General features: G+C 67.3%; 12 protein-coding genes. 4 read left to right on the top strand and 8 right to left on the bottom strand.

The window, feature by feature from the left end:
* Positions 1-126: 126 nt before the first annotated feature.
* The 8 genes from ACTAQI_RS15225 to catA all read right to left on the bottom strand — a co-directional run bounded on the left by ACTAQI_RS15225 (position 127) and on the right by catA (position 11,895).
* The gene (locus ACTAQI_RS15225) at positions 127-2,973 is read right to left on the bottom strand and encodes an ATP-binding cassette domain-containing protein (protein ID WP_457946952.1); all 2,847 of its coding nucleotides are present in this window, start codon (positions 2,971-2,973) and stop codon (positions 127-129) included.
* Positions 2,970-3,533, bottom strand: coding sequence for a hypothetical protein (locus ACTAQI_RS15220; protein ID WP_457946950.1), 564 nt, complete (start codon positions 3,531-3,533; stop codon positions 2,970-2,972). The genes ACTAQI_RS15225 and ACTAQI_RS15220 overlap by 4 nt, the downstream gene beginning before the upstream one ends.
* Before the next feature lie 143 nt (positions 3,534-3,676).
* Positions 3,677-5,254: an APC family permease gene (locus tag ACTAQI_RS15215; RefSeq protein WP_457951074.1), complete on the bottom strand. Its 1,578-nt coding sequence runs from the start codon at positions 5,252-5,254 to the stop codon at positions 3,677-3,679.
* Between the two features lie 146 nt (positions 5,255-5,400).
* On the bottom strand, positions 5,401-7,041 hold the full coding sequence (locus ACTAQI_RS15210) for a GMC family oxidoreductase (RefSeq protein ID WP_457946948.1): 1,641 nt from the start codon (positions 7,039-7,041) through the stop codon (positions 5,401-5,403).
* The gene (locus tag ACTAQI_RS15205) at positions 7,042-8,580 is read right to left on the bottom strand and encodes an aldehyde dehydrogenase family protein (RefSeq protein ID WP_457946947.1); all 1,539 of its coding nucleotides are present in this window, start codon (positions 8,578-8,580) and stop codon (positions 7,042-7,044) included. It lies immediately after the preceding gene.
* 100 nt (positions 8,581-8,680) lie between these two features.
* Entirely contained in the window at positions 8,681-9,262 is a 582-nt protein-coding gene (locus ACTAQI_RS15200) for a TetR/AcrR family transcriptional regulator (protein ID WP_457946945.1), read from the bottom strand.
* Positions 9,263-9,638: 376 nt separating this feature from the next.
* Complete coding sequence (locus tag ACTAQI_RS15195) at positions 9,639-10,922, bottom strand: benzoate/H(+) symporter BenE family transporter (protein WP_457946943.1); 1,284 nt, start codon at positions 10,920-10,922, stop codon at positions 9,639-9,641.
* Between the two features lie 91 nt (positions 10,923-11,013).
* Positions 11,014-11,895, bottom strand: a complete 882-nt coding sequence (gene catA / locus ACTAQI_RS15190) for a catechol 1,2-dioxygenase (protein WP_457946941.1) — start codon at positions 11,893-11,895, stop codon at positions 11,014-11,016.
* Between the two features lie 329 nt (positions 11,896-12,224).
* On the opposite strand from catA, the gene benA reads away from it, so the two are divergent.
* The 4 genes from benA (at position 12,225) to ACTAQI_RS15170 (ending at position 16,705) form a co-directional block, all read left to right on the top strand.
* Complete coding sequence (gene benA, locus ACTAQI_RS15185; RefSeq protein WP_457946940.1) at positions 12,225-13,610, top strand: benzoate 1,2-dioxygenase large subunit; 1,386 nt, start codon at positions 12,225-12,227, stop codon at positions 13,608-13,610.
* A gap of 35 nt (positions 13,611-13,645) precedes the next feature.
* Positions 13,646-14,182: a benzoate 1,2-dioxygenase small subunit gene (gene benB, locus ACTAQI_RS15180; protein WP_457946938.1), complete on the top strand. Its 537-nt coding sequence runs from the start codon at positions 13,646-13,648 to the stop codon at positions 14,180-14,182.
* A 124-nt stretch (positions 14,183-14,306) separates the two neighbouring features.
* Entirely contained in the window at positions 14,307-15,878 is a 1,572-nt protein-coding gene (gene benC, locus ACTAQI_RS15175; protein ID WP_457946936.1) for a benzoate 1,2-dioxygenase electron transfer component BenC, read from the top strand.
* Complete coding sequence (locus tag ACTAQI_RS15170) at positions 15,878-16,705, top strand: 1,6-dihydroxycyclohexa-2,4-diene-1-carboxylate dehydrogenase (RefSeq protein ID WP_457946935.1); 828 nt, start codon at positions 15,878-15,880, stop codon at positions 16,703-16,705. The genes benC and ACTAQI_RS15170 overlap by 1 nt, the downstream gene beginning before the upstream one ends.
* Positions 16,706-16,723: the final 18 nt, after the last annotated feature.

Raw genomic sequence — 16,723 nt, 5'->3', positions numbered from 1 at the left:
AGCAGGTACCCGAATCTGGCGAAGGCATTTACCTGCGGTGGGCGGAGGTCGGGGAAAACCCGGGCCTTCCGGGCGGACAGGCCCAAACGACGGGGAGCCGTCGGATTCATCGGGTTTCGGATGTCCTCAGACCCTGAGTTGTAGCTGGTTCCTGTCCTGCGCAGCATGTCCGCCGGCGCTTCTGCCGGTGCTGGAGACCGGCTTCACCCGCCGGAGCGAGGCGAGCACGGCACGCCCCACCACGGCGACGCCGATCACCGTGGTGACTGCGCGAAGGGTGTCCCAGCCCGCCGTCGAGGTCAACAGCGAGTAGAGCAGGAAGCTGCTGAGGTTGGTGGCCAGCGGTGCGCCCGGAACGTAGGAAATGCCCGTGCCGCCGCCCACCCCGAAGGGCCAGAACCACAGGTTCAGCAGCAGCCCGAACACATAGGACGCCACGACGCCGTAGCCGGCCAGCATCCACAGTTCGGCCTTGCCCCGCACCCGGCGGGGGAGCATTCCGGCCCCCGCGCCCACCCACGCGCAGGCGAATATCTGGAACGGCGTCCACGGTCCAACGCCACCCCACAGCACGCTGGAGACGGCGATCGTTGCCGCGCCCAAGAGCAGACCGAATCGCGGACCGAACGCCCGGCCGGCCAGGATCAGCAGGATGAAAACGGCCTCCACGCCCCCGACGCCGGTGCTCGCCACCCGCACAGCGGAACCGACGGCAGCCAGCACGCCGAGCAGTGCCACCGTGTGTGCCGAGCGGACCGAACCGTCCAGGGACACCACGACGGCGACCGCCGCCACGGGTGCGATGGCCAGCGCCGCGTAGGGCAGGGCAGCGGTGGCGTCCTGAGGGAGGGCCGCGGCAAGCAGCGGCCAGCAGAACGCCGCGAGGGCCAGCAGGTTGGCGGCTGCCAGGACGGCCAGCTCGACTGCACGCGGCATCCGGACGTGGCGGGGCTTTACAGTGTCCCGGGAGTCAGCCCGCTCGTTGAGGGCCGCCGGCTGAGGCCCTGCAACTGCCGGCGCGGCCGACGGGACAATCTGCGCAGGTGGGAGGACAAGCAGCTCGGGGCTGATGGCTACTTCGGCCGCCGGGGCCACGCCCTCCCGCATCGGCAGGATCCGGGCGCCCAAGCCGTGGGCGAACTCGCGGTCGTGAGTGGCGATCAGCACTGCTGCGCCGTCGTCCGCTGCTGCCCGGAGTGCGGCCGAGACGGCTGTCCGGGCCGTGGGATCGAGGCCGCGGGTGGGCTCATCGATCAGCAGGACCTGCGGACGGTTCATGGTCTGCAGGGCGATGGCAAGGATCCGGCGCTCGCCGGCGGACAGATCCCGGGGGTGTTCGTGGCCAATGGGAATCGGGGCATCTCCCCGCAGGAGGGCCAGCCGCGACGCCGCGTAGCCGGGCGCCATCGGCCCACCCTTTTTGCCCCGAGCCAGGCGCCGCTCGGCGGCGCGGAGCTCTCCCGCAACGGTGTCCCTAGTGAACAGGTCGTCCGAGGCGTCCGGCACCAAGGCCACCCGGCCGCCGTCGACCTTGCCTTCAACAGCTCCCTCACCCAAGGCCAGCGCCACCAGGAGGGACGACTTCCCGGCCCCGTTCGGGCCCACCAGCGCGACAATCTCACCGGGGTGCAGGGCCAGGGACGCGTCACGCACCAGCGGCTTGCCGTCGCGGTGCACCGAAACGTTGGCCGCGGTCAGCACGGGCACGGAGTCCGCCAGCTCCCGGGCCGGGCCGGGCTCCGGATGGCCAGGAGCCGCGGACGGCGCAGCGCCAGGCACCAGGGCATCGCGCTCGATGGTCCACCACGAATCAGCAATGGGGACCAGCGCCGCCGCCCGGTGCTCCGCCACGACGACGCAGACCCCCTCCTCCCGGGCCAGGGAGCTGAGCACGGTGATGACGCGGGCCCGAGCGGTTGCGTCGAGGTCGGCCAGGGGCTCGTCAGCCAGGAGCAGCCTGGGGTGATCCACGACGGCGGCGGCGATGGCCACCAGCGTCGCCTCACCGGCCGAGAGGGTGCTGACGTTACGGTCCAGCAACGCGGTGACCCCGATTCGTTCCGCCACCTCCAGCACCCGCGCCTTCACGGCAGCGCTGGGTACGCCGCGCAGCTCAAGGGCCAGGGCAATGTCGTCCCGGACCCGGGTGGTGGCGAAGGCTGCACGGGGATTCTGCAGCACGACGCCGACAAGGCGGGCGGTGTCACGCGGCGGCGCAGCAGCGCGGTCCAGTCCGCCGACCCGTACCGTGCCTGAAATCTCTCCACCGTCCACGTGGGAGAGCAGGCCGGCGATCCCCCGCAGGATGGTGGACTTGCCGGAGCCGGTCGGCCCGGTGATGACCGTGACGGACCCGGCCTGCGGCACAAACCGGTCCACCTCTTTGCGCACGTCAGCGATCCGGAACCGTGCGTCCCGGATCTCAAGCGGCGCGGCGCCGTCGAACCCTTGTGCATGCCCTGCCCGGCTGCCAAAGCCGCGCAGCTCCAGGGCCGCGGCAACCCTGCCGGCGTGTTCAAGGGTGCGTTCCAGCACGGGCACCAGCGCGCGGGGTCCAAAGCGTTCGCCCCGCAACCGGAACGCCAGGCGCACGGATGCCACGGCGTCGGACAGGGCAGGGAGCGCAGCCCACGCCACCACCAGCATTCGGGCGATCCCCTGCAGGGGGCCGCCGCGGGCCAGGCGCACGAAGCCTCGGGACACATCCACCCAGGCATTGAGCAGACCGAAGCCGAGGATGGTCAGTGCAATGGGCAGAGCGGACAGCACAGCCTGCCAGAGCCCGGGTCCGGTGACCGGGCCGAGGAGCACCACGTGGGCGTACGGGGCGGGCAGGCGCAGCGGCGGAAGATTGAGCAGGACCGGGCTGCCGGTGCCCGCTCCATTGAAGAGGACGCGGTAGGCGACCCGCGCCGCGATGAACACAGCGGCGAGGACTGCCGCTGCGCGCATCGGCGCGGGCCGGAAGGTCATGCCGCGGGGGCGGCCGGCTCGCCGTCGACCGTGAAGAGCAGTTCCAGGCTCTCGCCCGGCTTGACCTGCTGGGTTGCCGCGCCTTCCTGCGCGTAGGCCCAGTCACCCGAGGCCGGCTTGACCCACAGTGACCAGTAGGCGAAGGCCGCGGGCATGCCCTTGCACTCCTCGCGGTAGGTGCCGTCCTTGTGCTTGATGTCGAAGTCGGCCGCGGGAACGCCGTTCACGCGGCACACCAGTTCGTTGGGGTACTGCGTGGTGCCTTCGGTCTTGATCTTCGCCTGTTCGAGAACCTTGGCGGCCACGGTGGGTCCGTCCACGGATACGCAGGTGGAGGTATCGGCGGCGGACTGCTTCAGGGCGCCGGAATCGACGATGACCTTCACGCCGGCGCACGGGCCGGCAGAGGTCGAAGCGCTGGACGAAGCCGACGATGAAGAAGCGGGCGCAGATGCGCTGGGCTGGTTGGCGGCCGGCGTGGAACAGGCGGCGAGGGAAAGCAGGAGACCGGCGGCGGCGAGGGAGCCCGCGGCGGCGGTGCGGATCGTAGTCAATGTCACCTGTCAAGGGTAGGGCGTTGGCGGTCCGGAGCAGCTGGCCGTTCCGTTGTGTGACGCCGGTTCTCAACATGACGGGGCTGGCGACGCGGAAAGGCCGACGACGGCACCCGGGTGAGTGCCGTCGTCGACCCTTAGATGCAGCGTTAGTTGGCCTCGGTTGCCATGACCGCGTTGGCCGGCACTGCTTCCTCCGGCGCGTCGTACCGCGGGTCGTTTGACGACGGATGCGCGGCCACGGCCGCGGCGTGCTCGGCCAGCACCCCGGTCTGGTGCCGGATCTTCAGCCGGTAGAGGAGGGTGCCGCCAACCACCACGGCGGCCACGAACATCACTCCGCCCCACTGCAGGTACCACTCGAACGGCGGCACCGAGTTGTAGATCTCCGGGCGGGGCCAGACCAGGTTCACGGTCATGGCAGCGCCCCAGAGGACGGCGAGGATGTTCACGGGAAGCCCCCACTTGCCCATGCTGAATCCGGGTTCGGAACCGTCGGCGACGAGGGGCCACTTCTTCAGCAGCCGATTGCGCAGCAGCGGAACCGTGACCAGGAGGTAGGACAGGTAGATCAGCACGATGCTGATGCTGGACAGGATGGTGAAGATGGCCGGCTGCATGACGTTGACCAGCAGCGGGATGACGGCCAAGATCCCGATGACGATTGCCGCCACCGTGGGGGTCCGGCAGGCCGGATCCACCTTGCTGAGCTGCCGGCTGAAGGGCAGGTTGTTGTCGCGGGCCATGGCGAACATCATGCGGATGGCGGCGGCGTGGACGGCCAGGGTGCAGACCACCACGGCCACCACGATGCAGGCCAGGAAGGCCTTGCCGAAGGGTCCGCCCAGGACGGAGAGCACAATGTGTTGCAGCCCGCCGTCGGGGGAGCCGATCTGCGGGTCCGTGAGGTCCGGCGCGGCCAGGATGCCGAACAGCAGGATTCCGCCGCCCAGCAGGAAGGAGGCCGTGACGGCGCGCAGGATGGCCTTAGGGGCGGTCTTCTTGGGATCCTTGGTTTCTTCCCCGAGCGAGCTGGCGGTGTCGAAGCCGTACATAACGTAGCCGGAGGCCATGGCGCCGATCAGGAAGACGCCAAAGAAGCCCAGATCGTGGCCCTCGCCGAACCCGTTGGTCTGGAAGAAGACCTCCGGCCCGCGCACCACGTGCCAGGCCAGGGCCAGGATCAGAAGCACTGCCGCGATCAGCTCCACGAAGACGCCGATGCTGTTGATCCTGGTCATCAGCTTCACGCCGAACGCGTTAATGAGGGTGGAGATGGTGATCATGATGGTGGCCAGCACCACGCCGTTCATGGCGAAGTCGTAGGGGCCGGTGCCGTCACCCACGAACTGGAAGCCGGACCACAACTGCGGCAGGGTGATTTGCAGGGCCAGCGCCACCGAGCCCAGCGCCATGATGGAGGACAGCAGCAGCAGCCAGCCGGCCAGCCAGGACGAGGTCCCGGATGCGAGCCGCTTGGCCCAGTTGTAGACAGATCCCGCCACGGGGTAGCGGCCGGCCAGCTCGGCGAAGCAGAGGGCCACCATCAGCTGGCCGACGAACACGATGGGCCAGGACCAGGCGTACGCCGGGCCGGCCATGGAAAAGCCGAAGTAGAACAGTTGGAAAACACCGGTGAGGATGGAGATGTAGCTGACACCCGCGGCGAAGCTGGCAAACTTGCCGATGCTTCGATCCAGCGTCTGGGTGTAGCCGAATTCGTCCATGCCGCTTGAATCAATACTCTTGCTGGGTTCCAATATGGACTCCTAGATCAGAAAAGCACGATGGGAACGGCCGCCCTGGGGTGCGGCGGAATAACGTTCTGCGGGGGCCGTCATTGTTGGGAATGCGGCCCCTTATAACCCGCCGCTCAGGCGAGGGACGCGGTGAGCTCCTTCTCTTCCAGGGTGTCCGCGCCGGAGTGGTCGGCGCGGATCAGATCGGCGCAGCGCTCGCCGATCATCATGACGGTGATGTTGGGGTTAACGGTGATGTGTTCTGGCATGACGGACGCATCGGCGACGCGGAGGCCGGTGACGCCCTTGACCCGCAGCTGGGGGTCCAGCGGCGACATGTCGTCGTCGGCCGGGCCCAAGCGGACGGTGCCCACCGGGTGGTAGACGGTGTTGTGGGTCTTGCGGATGTAGTCCTGGAGTTCCTCGTCCGTCTGCGCTTCGACGCCGGGCGAGAGTTCGCGGCCGGTCCATTCCGCCATGGCAGGCTGGGCGGCGATTTCGCGGGCCTTCCGGATGCCGGCCACCATGACGCGCATGTCATGGCCTTCGGGGTCCGTAAAGTAGCGGGGGTCCACCATGGGCTTGTCACGGAAGTCGCGGCTGCGCAGCCGGACCGTCCCGCGGGACCGGGCATGGGTGACGTTCGGGGTGAGGCTGAAGCCGTTCTCCGTGGTGGGGTAGCCGTGCCGCAGCGTGTTCATGTCGAACGGGACGGAGCCGTAGTGCATCATCAGGTCCGGGCGGTCCAAGCCTTCCTCGGTGGGGGTGAAGATGCCGATCTCCCACCACTGCGTGGACGTCTGCACCATGGGCTGCTTGGCCTCGAACTGGACCACGCCTTCAGGGTGGTCCTGCAGGTTCTCGCCCACGCCGGGGGAGTCCACCAGGACATCGATGCCATGCTGGGCCAGGTGCGCGGCCGGACCGATGCCGGACAGCATGAGCAGCTTGGGGGAGTCGATGGCGCCGGTGGAGAGGATGACCTCGAGGTTGGCGGAGAGCCGGTGGGTGCGGCCGAATGCTCCGTCCACCACGTCGACGCCGGTGCAGCGCTTGTCCGCGTCGAACACCAGCTGGCGGGCGCGGAGGCCGGTCAGCAGGGTGAAGTTTGGGCGCTCGATGATGGGGTGGATGTAGGACACGGAGCTGGAGGACCGGGTGCCGTCTGCGCGCCGGTTGATCTGGAAGAAGTTGGCACCGTTGACCACGGTGGTGCCGGTGTTGAACTTTGCGCGGGGAATGCCCGACTGCTCGCACGCGTCGAGGAGCGCGACGCCGGCAGGATCCACCGGGGGCACGTTCATCAGGTGCACGGGGCCGGAGTCCCCGTGGTGGGGTGCGTCCGCGCCGGCGTCCTGGTTGGTTTCCAGCCGCTTGTACAGCGGCCAGGCAGCGTCCGCGTTCCAGCCTGTAGCCCCGTACTTGGCTTCCCACTCGTCCAGGTCCTCCCGCGGCGCCCAGAAGGCGATGCAGGAGTTGTGGCTGGAGCAGCCACCCATGACCTTTGCGCGTGCGTGGCGCATGAAGGAGTTGCCGTTCTCCTGCGGTTCCACCGGGTAGTCCCAGTCGTAGCCGGATTCCAGCAGCTCCATCCAGCGGTCCAGCTGCAGGATTTCCGGGATGTTGCGGTCGTCCGGCCCGGCCTCCACCAGGGCCACGGTGACGTCCGGATCCTCGCTCAGGCGTGCGGCCACTGCGGCGCCGGCGGATCCGCCGCCGATCACGATGTAATCGAACGAGCGCTCGCTGAGGTCCTCGATGTTGTCGAAGTGCATCTAGTTCTCCTTGCCGTTGTCAGCGAACCAGCCGGTCACCTGGGGGTTGGTGTTCTGGTAGATGTGCTTGGCTTCCTGGTACTCGGCCAGGCCCGTGGGGCCCAGCTCGCGGCCGACGCCGGACTGGCCGAAGCCGCCCCATTCGGCCTGGGGGAGGTAGGGGTGGTAGTCGTTGATCCAGATGGTGCCGTGCCGCAGCCGGTTCGCCACGCGCTGCGCCTTTCCGGCGTCCTGGGTCCACACCGCGCCGGCCAAGCCGTAGATGGTGTCGTTCGCGGTGGCCACGGCCTCGTCCTCGGTGCGGAAGGTTTCCACGGTGACCACGGGGCCGAACGCCTCGTCGGTGACCACGGACATGCCGCGTTGCACCTGGTCCAGGATGGTCGGCTGGTAGTAGAACCCGGCGTCGTACTTTTCGCCTTCCGGTGCCTCGCCGCCGGTGCGGAGCCGCGCACCTTCCGCGATGCCGCGCTGGACGTAGGCGTGCACCTTGTCCCGGTGCGCTGCGGAAATCAGGGGCCCGGTTTCGGCGTCGTCATCGAACGGGCCGCCGAGCCGGATGTCCTGGGCGCGACGGACCAGCTCGGCCACAAAGCGCTCGGCGATGGTTTCCTCCACCAGCAACCGTGCCCCTGCCGAGCAGACCTGTCCGGAGTGGACGAACGCGCCGTTGAGGGCGTTGTCCACGGCGGCGTCGAAGTCAGCGTCGGCGAAAATGACGTTGGGGTTCTTGCCTCCCAGCTCCAGCGCCACCTTCTTGACGGTGCCCGCGGCGGCCGCGGCGATCCGCTTGCCAGTTTCCAGGCCGCCGGTGAAGGAGACGAGGTCGACGTCGGGATGTTCAGAGAGCGGTGCGCCCGCCTGGGCGCCGGCGCCGGTGACGAGGTTGGCCACCCCGTCCGGCAGGCCGAGGTCCTGCAGCAGCTGCATGGCCAGGATGCTGGTGGACGGGGTCAGCTCGGAGGGCTTGAGGACAAAAGTGCAGCCGGCAGCCAGTGCGGGGGCGATCTTCCACGCGGCCTGGAGCAGGGGGTAGTTCCACGGCGTGATCAGGCCGCAGACGCCGACGGGTTCGTAGACGATCCTGCTCACGACGGCGGCGTCCCCGGCGTCCACCACCCGGCCCGCCTGCTGCCCGGCCAACCGGCCAAAGTATTCAAAGCACGCGGCGATGTCGTCCATGTCGATGCGGCTTTCGACCATCCGCTTGCCGGTGTCCAGGGACTCGGCGCGGGCGAACTTTTCGCGGCGTTCGCGAAGTTCCGCCGCAACCTTCAGGAGGAAGGTGCCGCGCTCAGGAGCCGGGACGGAGGACCAGACGCCGGAATCGAAGGCGGCACGGGCCGCTGCGATGGCGCGTTCGGCGTCTTCCCGGCCGGCCTCGGAGACCGTGGCCACCAGCTCGCCGTCCGCCGGGTTGTGGATCCGGCGCACAGCGCCGGACGCCGCCGGCTCCCACACGCCGTTGATGAACAGGGAGGAAGCTGTCTCAGTTTCTTCGGTGGGGGCTGCATCCCGAACCGGTGTGGCGTAAGTCATAGGAAGGACAGTAATGCACGTTGAACAAGTGTTCAATACATTTCTTGAACACTTGTTCAATGACTTTGGTGGGGTTACCGTTGCCTTGCAGACAGCCGTCTCAGGCGAAAGCGATCTGCTCCGTGCGCTCGATGCTCCGCTGGATGGAGGCCTTGTCCACGCCGAGCAGCGCGGTCAGCCACATGCCGTTCTGGATGACCACGATGTCCGCAGCCCGCTCCCTGCACGCCTCCCATGACAGCGCGGGTTTCGCGTTGGAGACGAGCGCTGCCAGGCCGTCGATGTACCGGTCGAAGGCGGCGGCGTTGATCTGGGCGTAGTCCTCGTCGGCCTGGGCCAGGGCCCAAAGGTGCAGGCGCAGGGACAGGTACCGCGTGGTCAGCAGGTCGGCGGCGGCCACGCGCCGGAGGGCCTTGCGCAGCTGTTCGTCGGGGGCCACTGAGGGGTCCGGGGCAACGAGCAGCAGGTCATGCTCATCAACCCGGCGCAGGGCGGCCCGAATGAGGGTGGTCTTGTCGTCGTAGTAGTAGTTGACCAGGCCCAGCGCCACGCCGGCTTCCCGTGCCACGGCGCGCATGCTAACGCCCGAGATGCCGTGGCGGGACAGCAGATCTATCGCCGCTTCGAGGATGCGGGTCTGTCTGTCCACTTGTTCGCCGGAGTTCACGGCACTGGTCCCCATCCGGCCAGACTATTGCCTAACCGGCCGGGAACCCATTTTTCGAAATTTGGCCCCTGCCTGCTGACAGTGTTTGAAGGCTTCTTCGGCAGGGCACATTCTTTGCACACTCTGATGTATCTGGACAGCTTGGAGAACGATGGAAAGCGCAAGCCTCATTGCCCTGTTATTCGCCGGCCCCATCCGCGCGGGCGATAGCGCGCAGCCCCACGCGCCGCAAATCAGTGCGAAGCCCGGGTGGAAGCGGCCCGCGTGGCTGGCGTTCAGGAGCAGGACTGCAACTTTCCTGCACCGGCTGGCCTGGGCGGTAGAACCAGACCCGCGCTGATGCAGATAAATCCCTGCCGGGCGCTGTGGCACGCGCAAACGCCGGTCCGGCTTATTGCCCGGCGTGGTCCGCGCGCTCCAGCAGGCGGGACACCCCGTAGCCGATGACCAGGCCCCAGAAGGCTGCATGGATGTTGAAGAGGTTCAGGCCGGAGATGGTCACCACGAACGTCACCAGCGAACCCAGGGTGAAGCTGGTTGCGAAGGCCGTCACGAAGGCCTGCTGGAGGGCCCGCAGCATCGCTATGCCGCCCAGTGCCAGGACGAATTCCTTGGGCGCTGCCAGCATCAGCCGCGTCAGCGTGGGAGCAAATGCTGCGAACACCAGGGCCAGTACGCCGTACGCCACCGCCGCCGTGTAGTGGCGCTGGCGGCTCCCCGACGACGTCAAAAGGGCGTTGGTGGGACCTGTGACGCACGCGGAAACGGCGCCGAACCCGGCGTTCAGCACCGAAAACGCGCCGGACGCAATAGCGAAGGCATTCACGGGCGGCTGATGGCCGGAGGCGCGGAGCACGGCAATGCCCTGGCCGTTTTGAACGAACAGTACGGTGATGGCCAGCGGAACCACCAGCTCAAGCTGGGCAGCCCAGGTGAATTCAGGGGCCGTGAAAACCGGGGTGGCCAGGAGCGGTCCGCCGGGCGGGAGGTGGAACTGGCCGCTGGCCGCCACGGCAATGCAGCCCGTCACCAGGGTGCCCAGGACCGGCGGCAGGAACCTGCCAAGCATGGGAACTGCGGTGAGGACCAGGAACGCGGCCACCATCGGAGCAGCCACTGCCGGGTTCTCCTGGGTCGAGGCAACGATGTCCGTACCGAATTTCAGGAACACCGCGGCCACCATGGCCATCACGAGCGGCATGGGCACCAGCGCCATGGCTTTGCGCACCACCCCGGTGGCGCCCAGGGCGAGGATCAGCACCCCGGACGTGAAGAAGGCCCCGACGACTTCGGGGAAGGCCAGGTGCTGCAGGGACGGTCCCAGGAGCACCGTGCCGGGGATGGACCAGGCGAAGCCCAGGGGCTGCCGGTAAATGAGCGACATCAGCAGCGTGGCCGCCCCGCCGGAAAAGAGAATGCCAAAAACCCAGGACGACAGCTGGCCCTGCGTCAGGCCACCGGCCGTCCCGACGGCCAAGGTGACGGCGATGGGTCCGGACGCCGCGAAGATGAGTCCGATAGCCCCGTTGGAGACATAGGACAGGCCCATGTCGCGAAGGATCCGGCGCGGACCCGCGGGCCGGACGCCGGGGCGTTCCAGCAAGGGTTCCGGCGCCGGTGCCGGCGGGGCTGACCCGACGGACGTGGCGGGCGGGTGGTGGCGGGGATGGCTCATCGGGGCTCCTGGCTGGGGCGGAAAAACCGGAGGCGCTCCGAAGCATCAGCTCCGGAGCGCCTCCGTGCGGGGGTGTCTCCCAGTTTGCGTGCTACTTCTTCTGGCCCTGCTTTGCCAGGACGTAGTCATAAACTACTTCCTCGCCCTTCCCGTCGGTACGGGGGCGGGGGTCCAACATCAGTTCAGGCTTCACGGCCGAGGCGATGTCGTCCGCGTTGTGGGGGTCGCCGGGGAAGTACAGCTGCTGCGTGACCGGCTCGTAGCCCGGCGCGGATACCTTGATGTGGATGTGCGCGGGACGCCAGGCGTGCCAGCCCGCGGCGTTGATCAGCTGCCCGCAGGCGCCGTCCGTGGGGATCTGGTAGGGCGCCGGACGCATCGTGTTGATCTCGAAACGGCCGTCGTCGGAGGCCTTGACGGTGGCCCGGAACAGCCAATCGGGCATGCCCGGGGCGTACTGGGAGTAGAATCCGGCGGCGTCCGCGTGCCAGATCTCCACCTGGGCACCTTGGATGGGGTTGCCGTCGGTGTCGGTGAACTGGCCGGTGAAGCGCAGCGGGGTGCCCTCTTCGTCGTCGCGCATTTCCACGGTGGCGGGCGTCTGGAGTTCCGGAGAGCCGGGAACGTAGTAGGGACCCTCGATGGTGCCGACGGTGCCGGGACGGTCCTGGGAGTTCACGTCCTCAACGGTGTGTTCAAGCCAGACGTCGAGGAACAGCGGCCATTCACCGTCCGTGCCCACCTTGATCAGCCATGCTTTCAGGGCGTTGTATTCCTCATAGGTGACCTGGTGCTCGACGACGATGTCGTTGGCGGCCTTGATCAGTGCGCCGGCCAGCAGGCTCACCCGTTCCTTGGATACATCCACGCGGGAGAGCTTGCCTGACGCAGCGAACCGCTCGGTCGCCTTGGAGCCTGCTTCGACGGCGGTGCCTTCGTTTTCCGTGCGGCTGTCCGTTGGGGTTTGGGTCATGACGATGTCCACCTTCTTCATTGAATGGGACAGGAAGGGCTCCTGCTCCCCACGCGGCCTGCGGGGCGGGACGTTCCACCTGCCCTGCTCGGCACCGCGTGATCTCGATCTCAAGCGTAGGCCCGCAGATAAGGACGCTACAAATATCAACTAGGCGTCTTTTGAGTCATTATCAGTACATAAATACACCCTTGGTGGAACCTAGGTATTTGCCTGATGTGAGGGCAGTCACCAGCGGCAAGAATTGCTGGACAACGTCCGCCGCCGAAGCCTCTTCCCGAGTGGACCTCCGCCCATCCGTCCAGCAATCTCCAATGAAGGAGCACGCCATGACCGAGAACCTGATCCATGCCCGCGAGGTCCTTGCCGACGCCGTGATCGACGACCGAGAGAACGGCGTCATCCGGGCCAAGCGCGAGATCTTCACCGACCAGGAGATCTTCGAACTTGAGATGAAGCACATCTTCGAAGGCAACTGGGTGTACCTCGCCCACGAGTCGCAGATCCCCAACGTGGGGGACTACTTCACCACCTACATTGGCCGCACCCCCGTGATGATCACCCGGGATAAGGACGGGAACCTGAACTGCCTGGTCAACGCCTGTTCGCACCGCGGCGCCATGCTGTGCCGCCGCAAGACGGACAACCGCACCACCTTCACCTGCCCGTTCCACGGCTGGACCTTCAAGAACTCCGGCGAGCTGCTGAAGGTCAAGGACTCCAGGAACGCCGGCTACCCGGAGACCTTCAACAAGGAAGGCTCACACGACCTCACCAAGGTGGCCCGCTTCGAGTCCTACCGCGGCTTCCTGTTCGGCTCGCTGAAGGCTGACGTGCTCCCGCTCGTGGAGCACCTCGGGGACGCCACCAAGGTCATCGACTCGATCGTTGACCAATCACCCGAAGGCCTGGAAGTGCTGCGCGGTTCCTCCACCTACACCTACGACGGCAACTGGAAGGTCCAGGCCGAGAACGGCGCCGACGGCTACCACGTCACCGCCGTGCACTGGAACTACGCAGCCACCACGGCCCGCCGCAGCGCCGGAGACTCCGCCAACAAGACCAAGGCCATGGACGCCGGCAAATGGGGCAAGGTCAAGGGCGGGTTCTACTCCTACGACCACGGGCACCTGCTGCTGTGGCAGGAATGGACCAACCCCCAGGACCGCCCGCTCTGGGACCGCCGCGACGAGCTTGTGGCCAAGTACGGCGAGGAGATGGCCAACTTCATGATCAACATCTCCCGCAACCTGTGCCTGTACCCGAACGTCTACATCATGGACCAGTTCTCCTCGCAAATCCGCCACTTCCGGCCGATCTCCGCGGACCAGACTGAGGTGACCATCTACTGCATCGCCCCCAAGGGGGAGTCCCAGGAGAACCGTTCCAAGCGCATCCGCCAGTACGAGGACTTCTTCAACGCCACGGGCATGGCCACCCCGGACGACCTGGAGGAATTCCGCTCCTGCAACAAGACCTACTGGGCCACCAGCGCCCCGTGGAACGACATGACCCGCGGATCCACCCACGAGATCGCCGGCCCGGACGAGCAGGCGCAGGCCCTGGGCATGACCAGGGTGATCGCCTCTGGCGTGCGCACCGAAGACGAGGGGCTCTACCCCATCCAGCACGGGTACTGGAAGGAAGTCATGGACCGGGCCCTGGCGGAGGAAGAGGAGCGTTCCACCCTGGAATCCGTTCCCGTCACCGCCTGAGAGAGCCCGCCGGAACCACAGAGAGCGCAGAACCTATGACCAACCTGATCCACACCGCCCCGGTCCTGCAGACCGCGGAGGAGATCGCAACCCTCGAAACCGTCCGGGCGTTCCTCTACCGGGAAGCCCGCCTGCTGGATGACCGCCAGTTCGATGAATGGCTGGAGTGCTACCACCCGGACTCCGAATTCTGGATGCCGGCCTGGGACGTGGACGACCAGCTGACGCAGGATCCCCAGAACGAGATCTCCCTGATCTACTACGACAACCGCGGCGGCATTGAGGACCGGGTGTTCCGGATCAAGACCGACAGGTCATCGGCCACCTCCCTCCCGGAGCCGCGCACGGGCCACAACATCACGGACGTCGAGGTTGTGGCGAACGACGGCGGAAAGGTGGACGTGCGCTTCAACTGGTTCACCCTCTACTTCCGCTACAACACGACGGACACCTACTTCGGCACCAGCTACTACACGGTGGACCTTTCCGGCCCGCAGCCGGTGATCCTGAAGAAGAAAGTCGTCCTGAAGAACGACTACATCCACCACGTGGTGGACGTCTACATGATCTGACCTGCCCCCAGCCGGCGCCCGGTACGTACGGGCTCCGCACGGCAGGTCCCATTCCGTGCCCGCCGGGCACGCCAGAACTTTTCCCCGGACGCGACGACGCGCCCGCCCCAGTCAGGAGGACCCCATGGGCCACAAAGTAGCCCTCAGCTTCGAAGACGGCGTCACCAAAGTCATCAAGGTCGGCGACTACGAGACCGTCATGGATGCCGCCTACAAGGCGCGCATCAACATTCCGTCGGACTGCCGCGACGGCGCCTGCGGCACCTGCAAGGCGTTCTGCGATTCCGGCTCCTTCGACCCGGGCGACTTCATTGACGACGCCATGACCGAAGAGGAGCTCGAAAAGGGCTACCTGCTGACCTGCCAGGCCGTCCCGGAGTCCGACCTTGCCATCCAGATCCCGGCCACGTCCGAATCGGCTAAGACGGCGGCCGCCACCTTCAGCTCCACCATCAAGGAGCTCAACCGGCACACCGACACCACGGTCTCCTTCACCCTCGAGGTGGAGAACCGGGACGCGCTGGCCTTCCTGCCCGGTCAGTACGTCAACCTCAAAGTCCCCGGTACCGACGCCGAGCGTTCCTACTCCTTCAGCAGCGGCCCCGAGGTCCAGGACGCATCCTTCATGGTCCGTGTGACCCCGCAGGGTGCCATGTCCGAGTACCTGCGCGACCGCGCCGCGGTAGGCGATGCCATCGAGTTCACCGGCCCATACGGATCCTTCTTCCTGCGCGAGCCCAAGCGGCCCCTGCTGCTCCTGGCCGGCGGCACCGGACTGGCCCCGCTGCTGTCCATCCTGGAAAAGCTCGCCGAAAACCCGCCCTCCACCCCGGTCCACCTGATCTACGGGCTCACCCGCGAGGCGGACATCGTGGGCCTTGACTGGCTCCGCGCCTACGAGGCGAAACTGCCCGGCTTCACCTGGGACTACATCGCTTCCGAGCCCGGCACCTCCGCCCCGCACACCGGCTACGTCACCCAGATCATCGAACCGAAGCACCTCAACGACGGCGACGTGGACATCTACCTCTGCGGCCCGCCGCCCATGGTCAACGCCGTCTCCAAGTGGCTGGATACCGAAGGCGTCAAGCCCGCCAACTTCTACTTCGAACGTTTCGCGCCGAAGGAGACCACCGGGGGCGACGCCGAAACCGGGGCCCCCGCACCGGTCGGGAAGATCCAGGCCGAAGGCGACACCATGAGCCGCGGCGAGGCCGTGTCCTCGCTGGAAACCGGCCGGCTGGATTTCCGCAAGGAGGACAGCTTCGCCCAACTGGACGCCCGCATGGGCCTGGAGCTTGCGGTCAGCGAACTGCTGCTGGGAAGGCTCAGCGAACAGCAGCTTCGCCAGTTCCGCCGGCTCGCGGAAGCCACCACCGGCTCGGTGCAGGGCGGGAACATCACCGACCCCGAGGAGTTCGCGCGCACCAACGAGGAATTCCACGAGTACCTCTTCATGGTCTGCGACAACCCGATGCTCCTGGAGTCCTACCGCCGCCTGGACGTCCACGCCCAGATGGCCGCGGCCTTCGAAGCCGGCACGCCGATCTTCGAACGCGTCACCCAGGACCACCTTGAGATCGTGAACGCCTTCGAACGCGGCGACAAGGACCACCTGCGCGCCGTCATCACCGCCCATGCCCAGGACGCGAAGGACACCATGGCCGGTGCCATCGACGCCAAGGCCGCCCTCTGATGGCTGCGCCGTACGCCGGGCAATACGTGACCCCGGGCAGGTTTGGCGGGAAGGTCGCCGTCGTCACCGGTGCAGCCCAGGGGATCGGCCAGAAGGTGGCCGAGCGCATCGGCACCGAAGGCGGCGCCGTGGTCCTGGTGGACCGCGCGGACCTGGTCCACGACGTTGCCCGCGGCATCGACGAGGCCGCAAAAGCGTCGGGCTCGGGCGGGTCGGCCACGGCCGTCACAGCAGACCTGGAGACCTTCGCCGGCGCCACCCAGGCCATCAAGACCGCGCTCGCAGCCCACGGCCGGGTGGACGTCCTGGTCAACAACGTGGGCGGCACCATCTGGGCCCGCCCCTACCAGGAGTACGACGAGGACAAGATCGAGAAGGAAATCCGCCGCTCGCTCTTTCCCACGCTCTGGACCTGCCGGGCCGTCCTGCCGGCCATGATGGAGCAGGGCACGGGCACAATCGTGAACGTCTCCTCGGTAGCCACCAGGGGAATGCACCGGGTGCCCTATGCCGCGGCGAAAGGTGGCGTGAACGCCCTGACCCAGTCGCTGGCCATGGAGGTGGCCGGGCACGGCATCCGCGTGGTGGCCACCGCCCCGGGCGGCACGGAAGCCCCGCCGCGGAAGGTCAAGCGCGGGCCGGAGGCCGAATCCGCGACTGAGAAGGACTGGTACCAAACCATCGTTGACCAGACCGTGGAATCGTCCTTCATGAAGCGCTACGGAACCCTGGACGAGCAGGCCGCGCCCATCGTGTTCCTCGCCTCGGACGAGGCGTCCTACCTGACCGGCAGCATCCTCCCGGTGGCCGGCGGCGACCTGGGGTAGGGGCCGGTGCTGGACGCG

The organism is Pseudarthrobacter sp. alpha12b (genome assembly GCF_054130495.1).
This window is presented reverse-complemented; position numbering and strand designations above follow the sequence as displayed.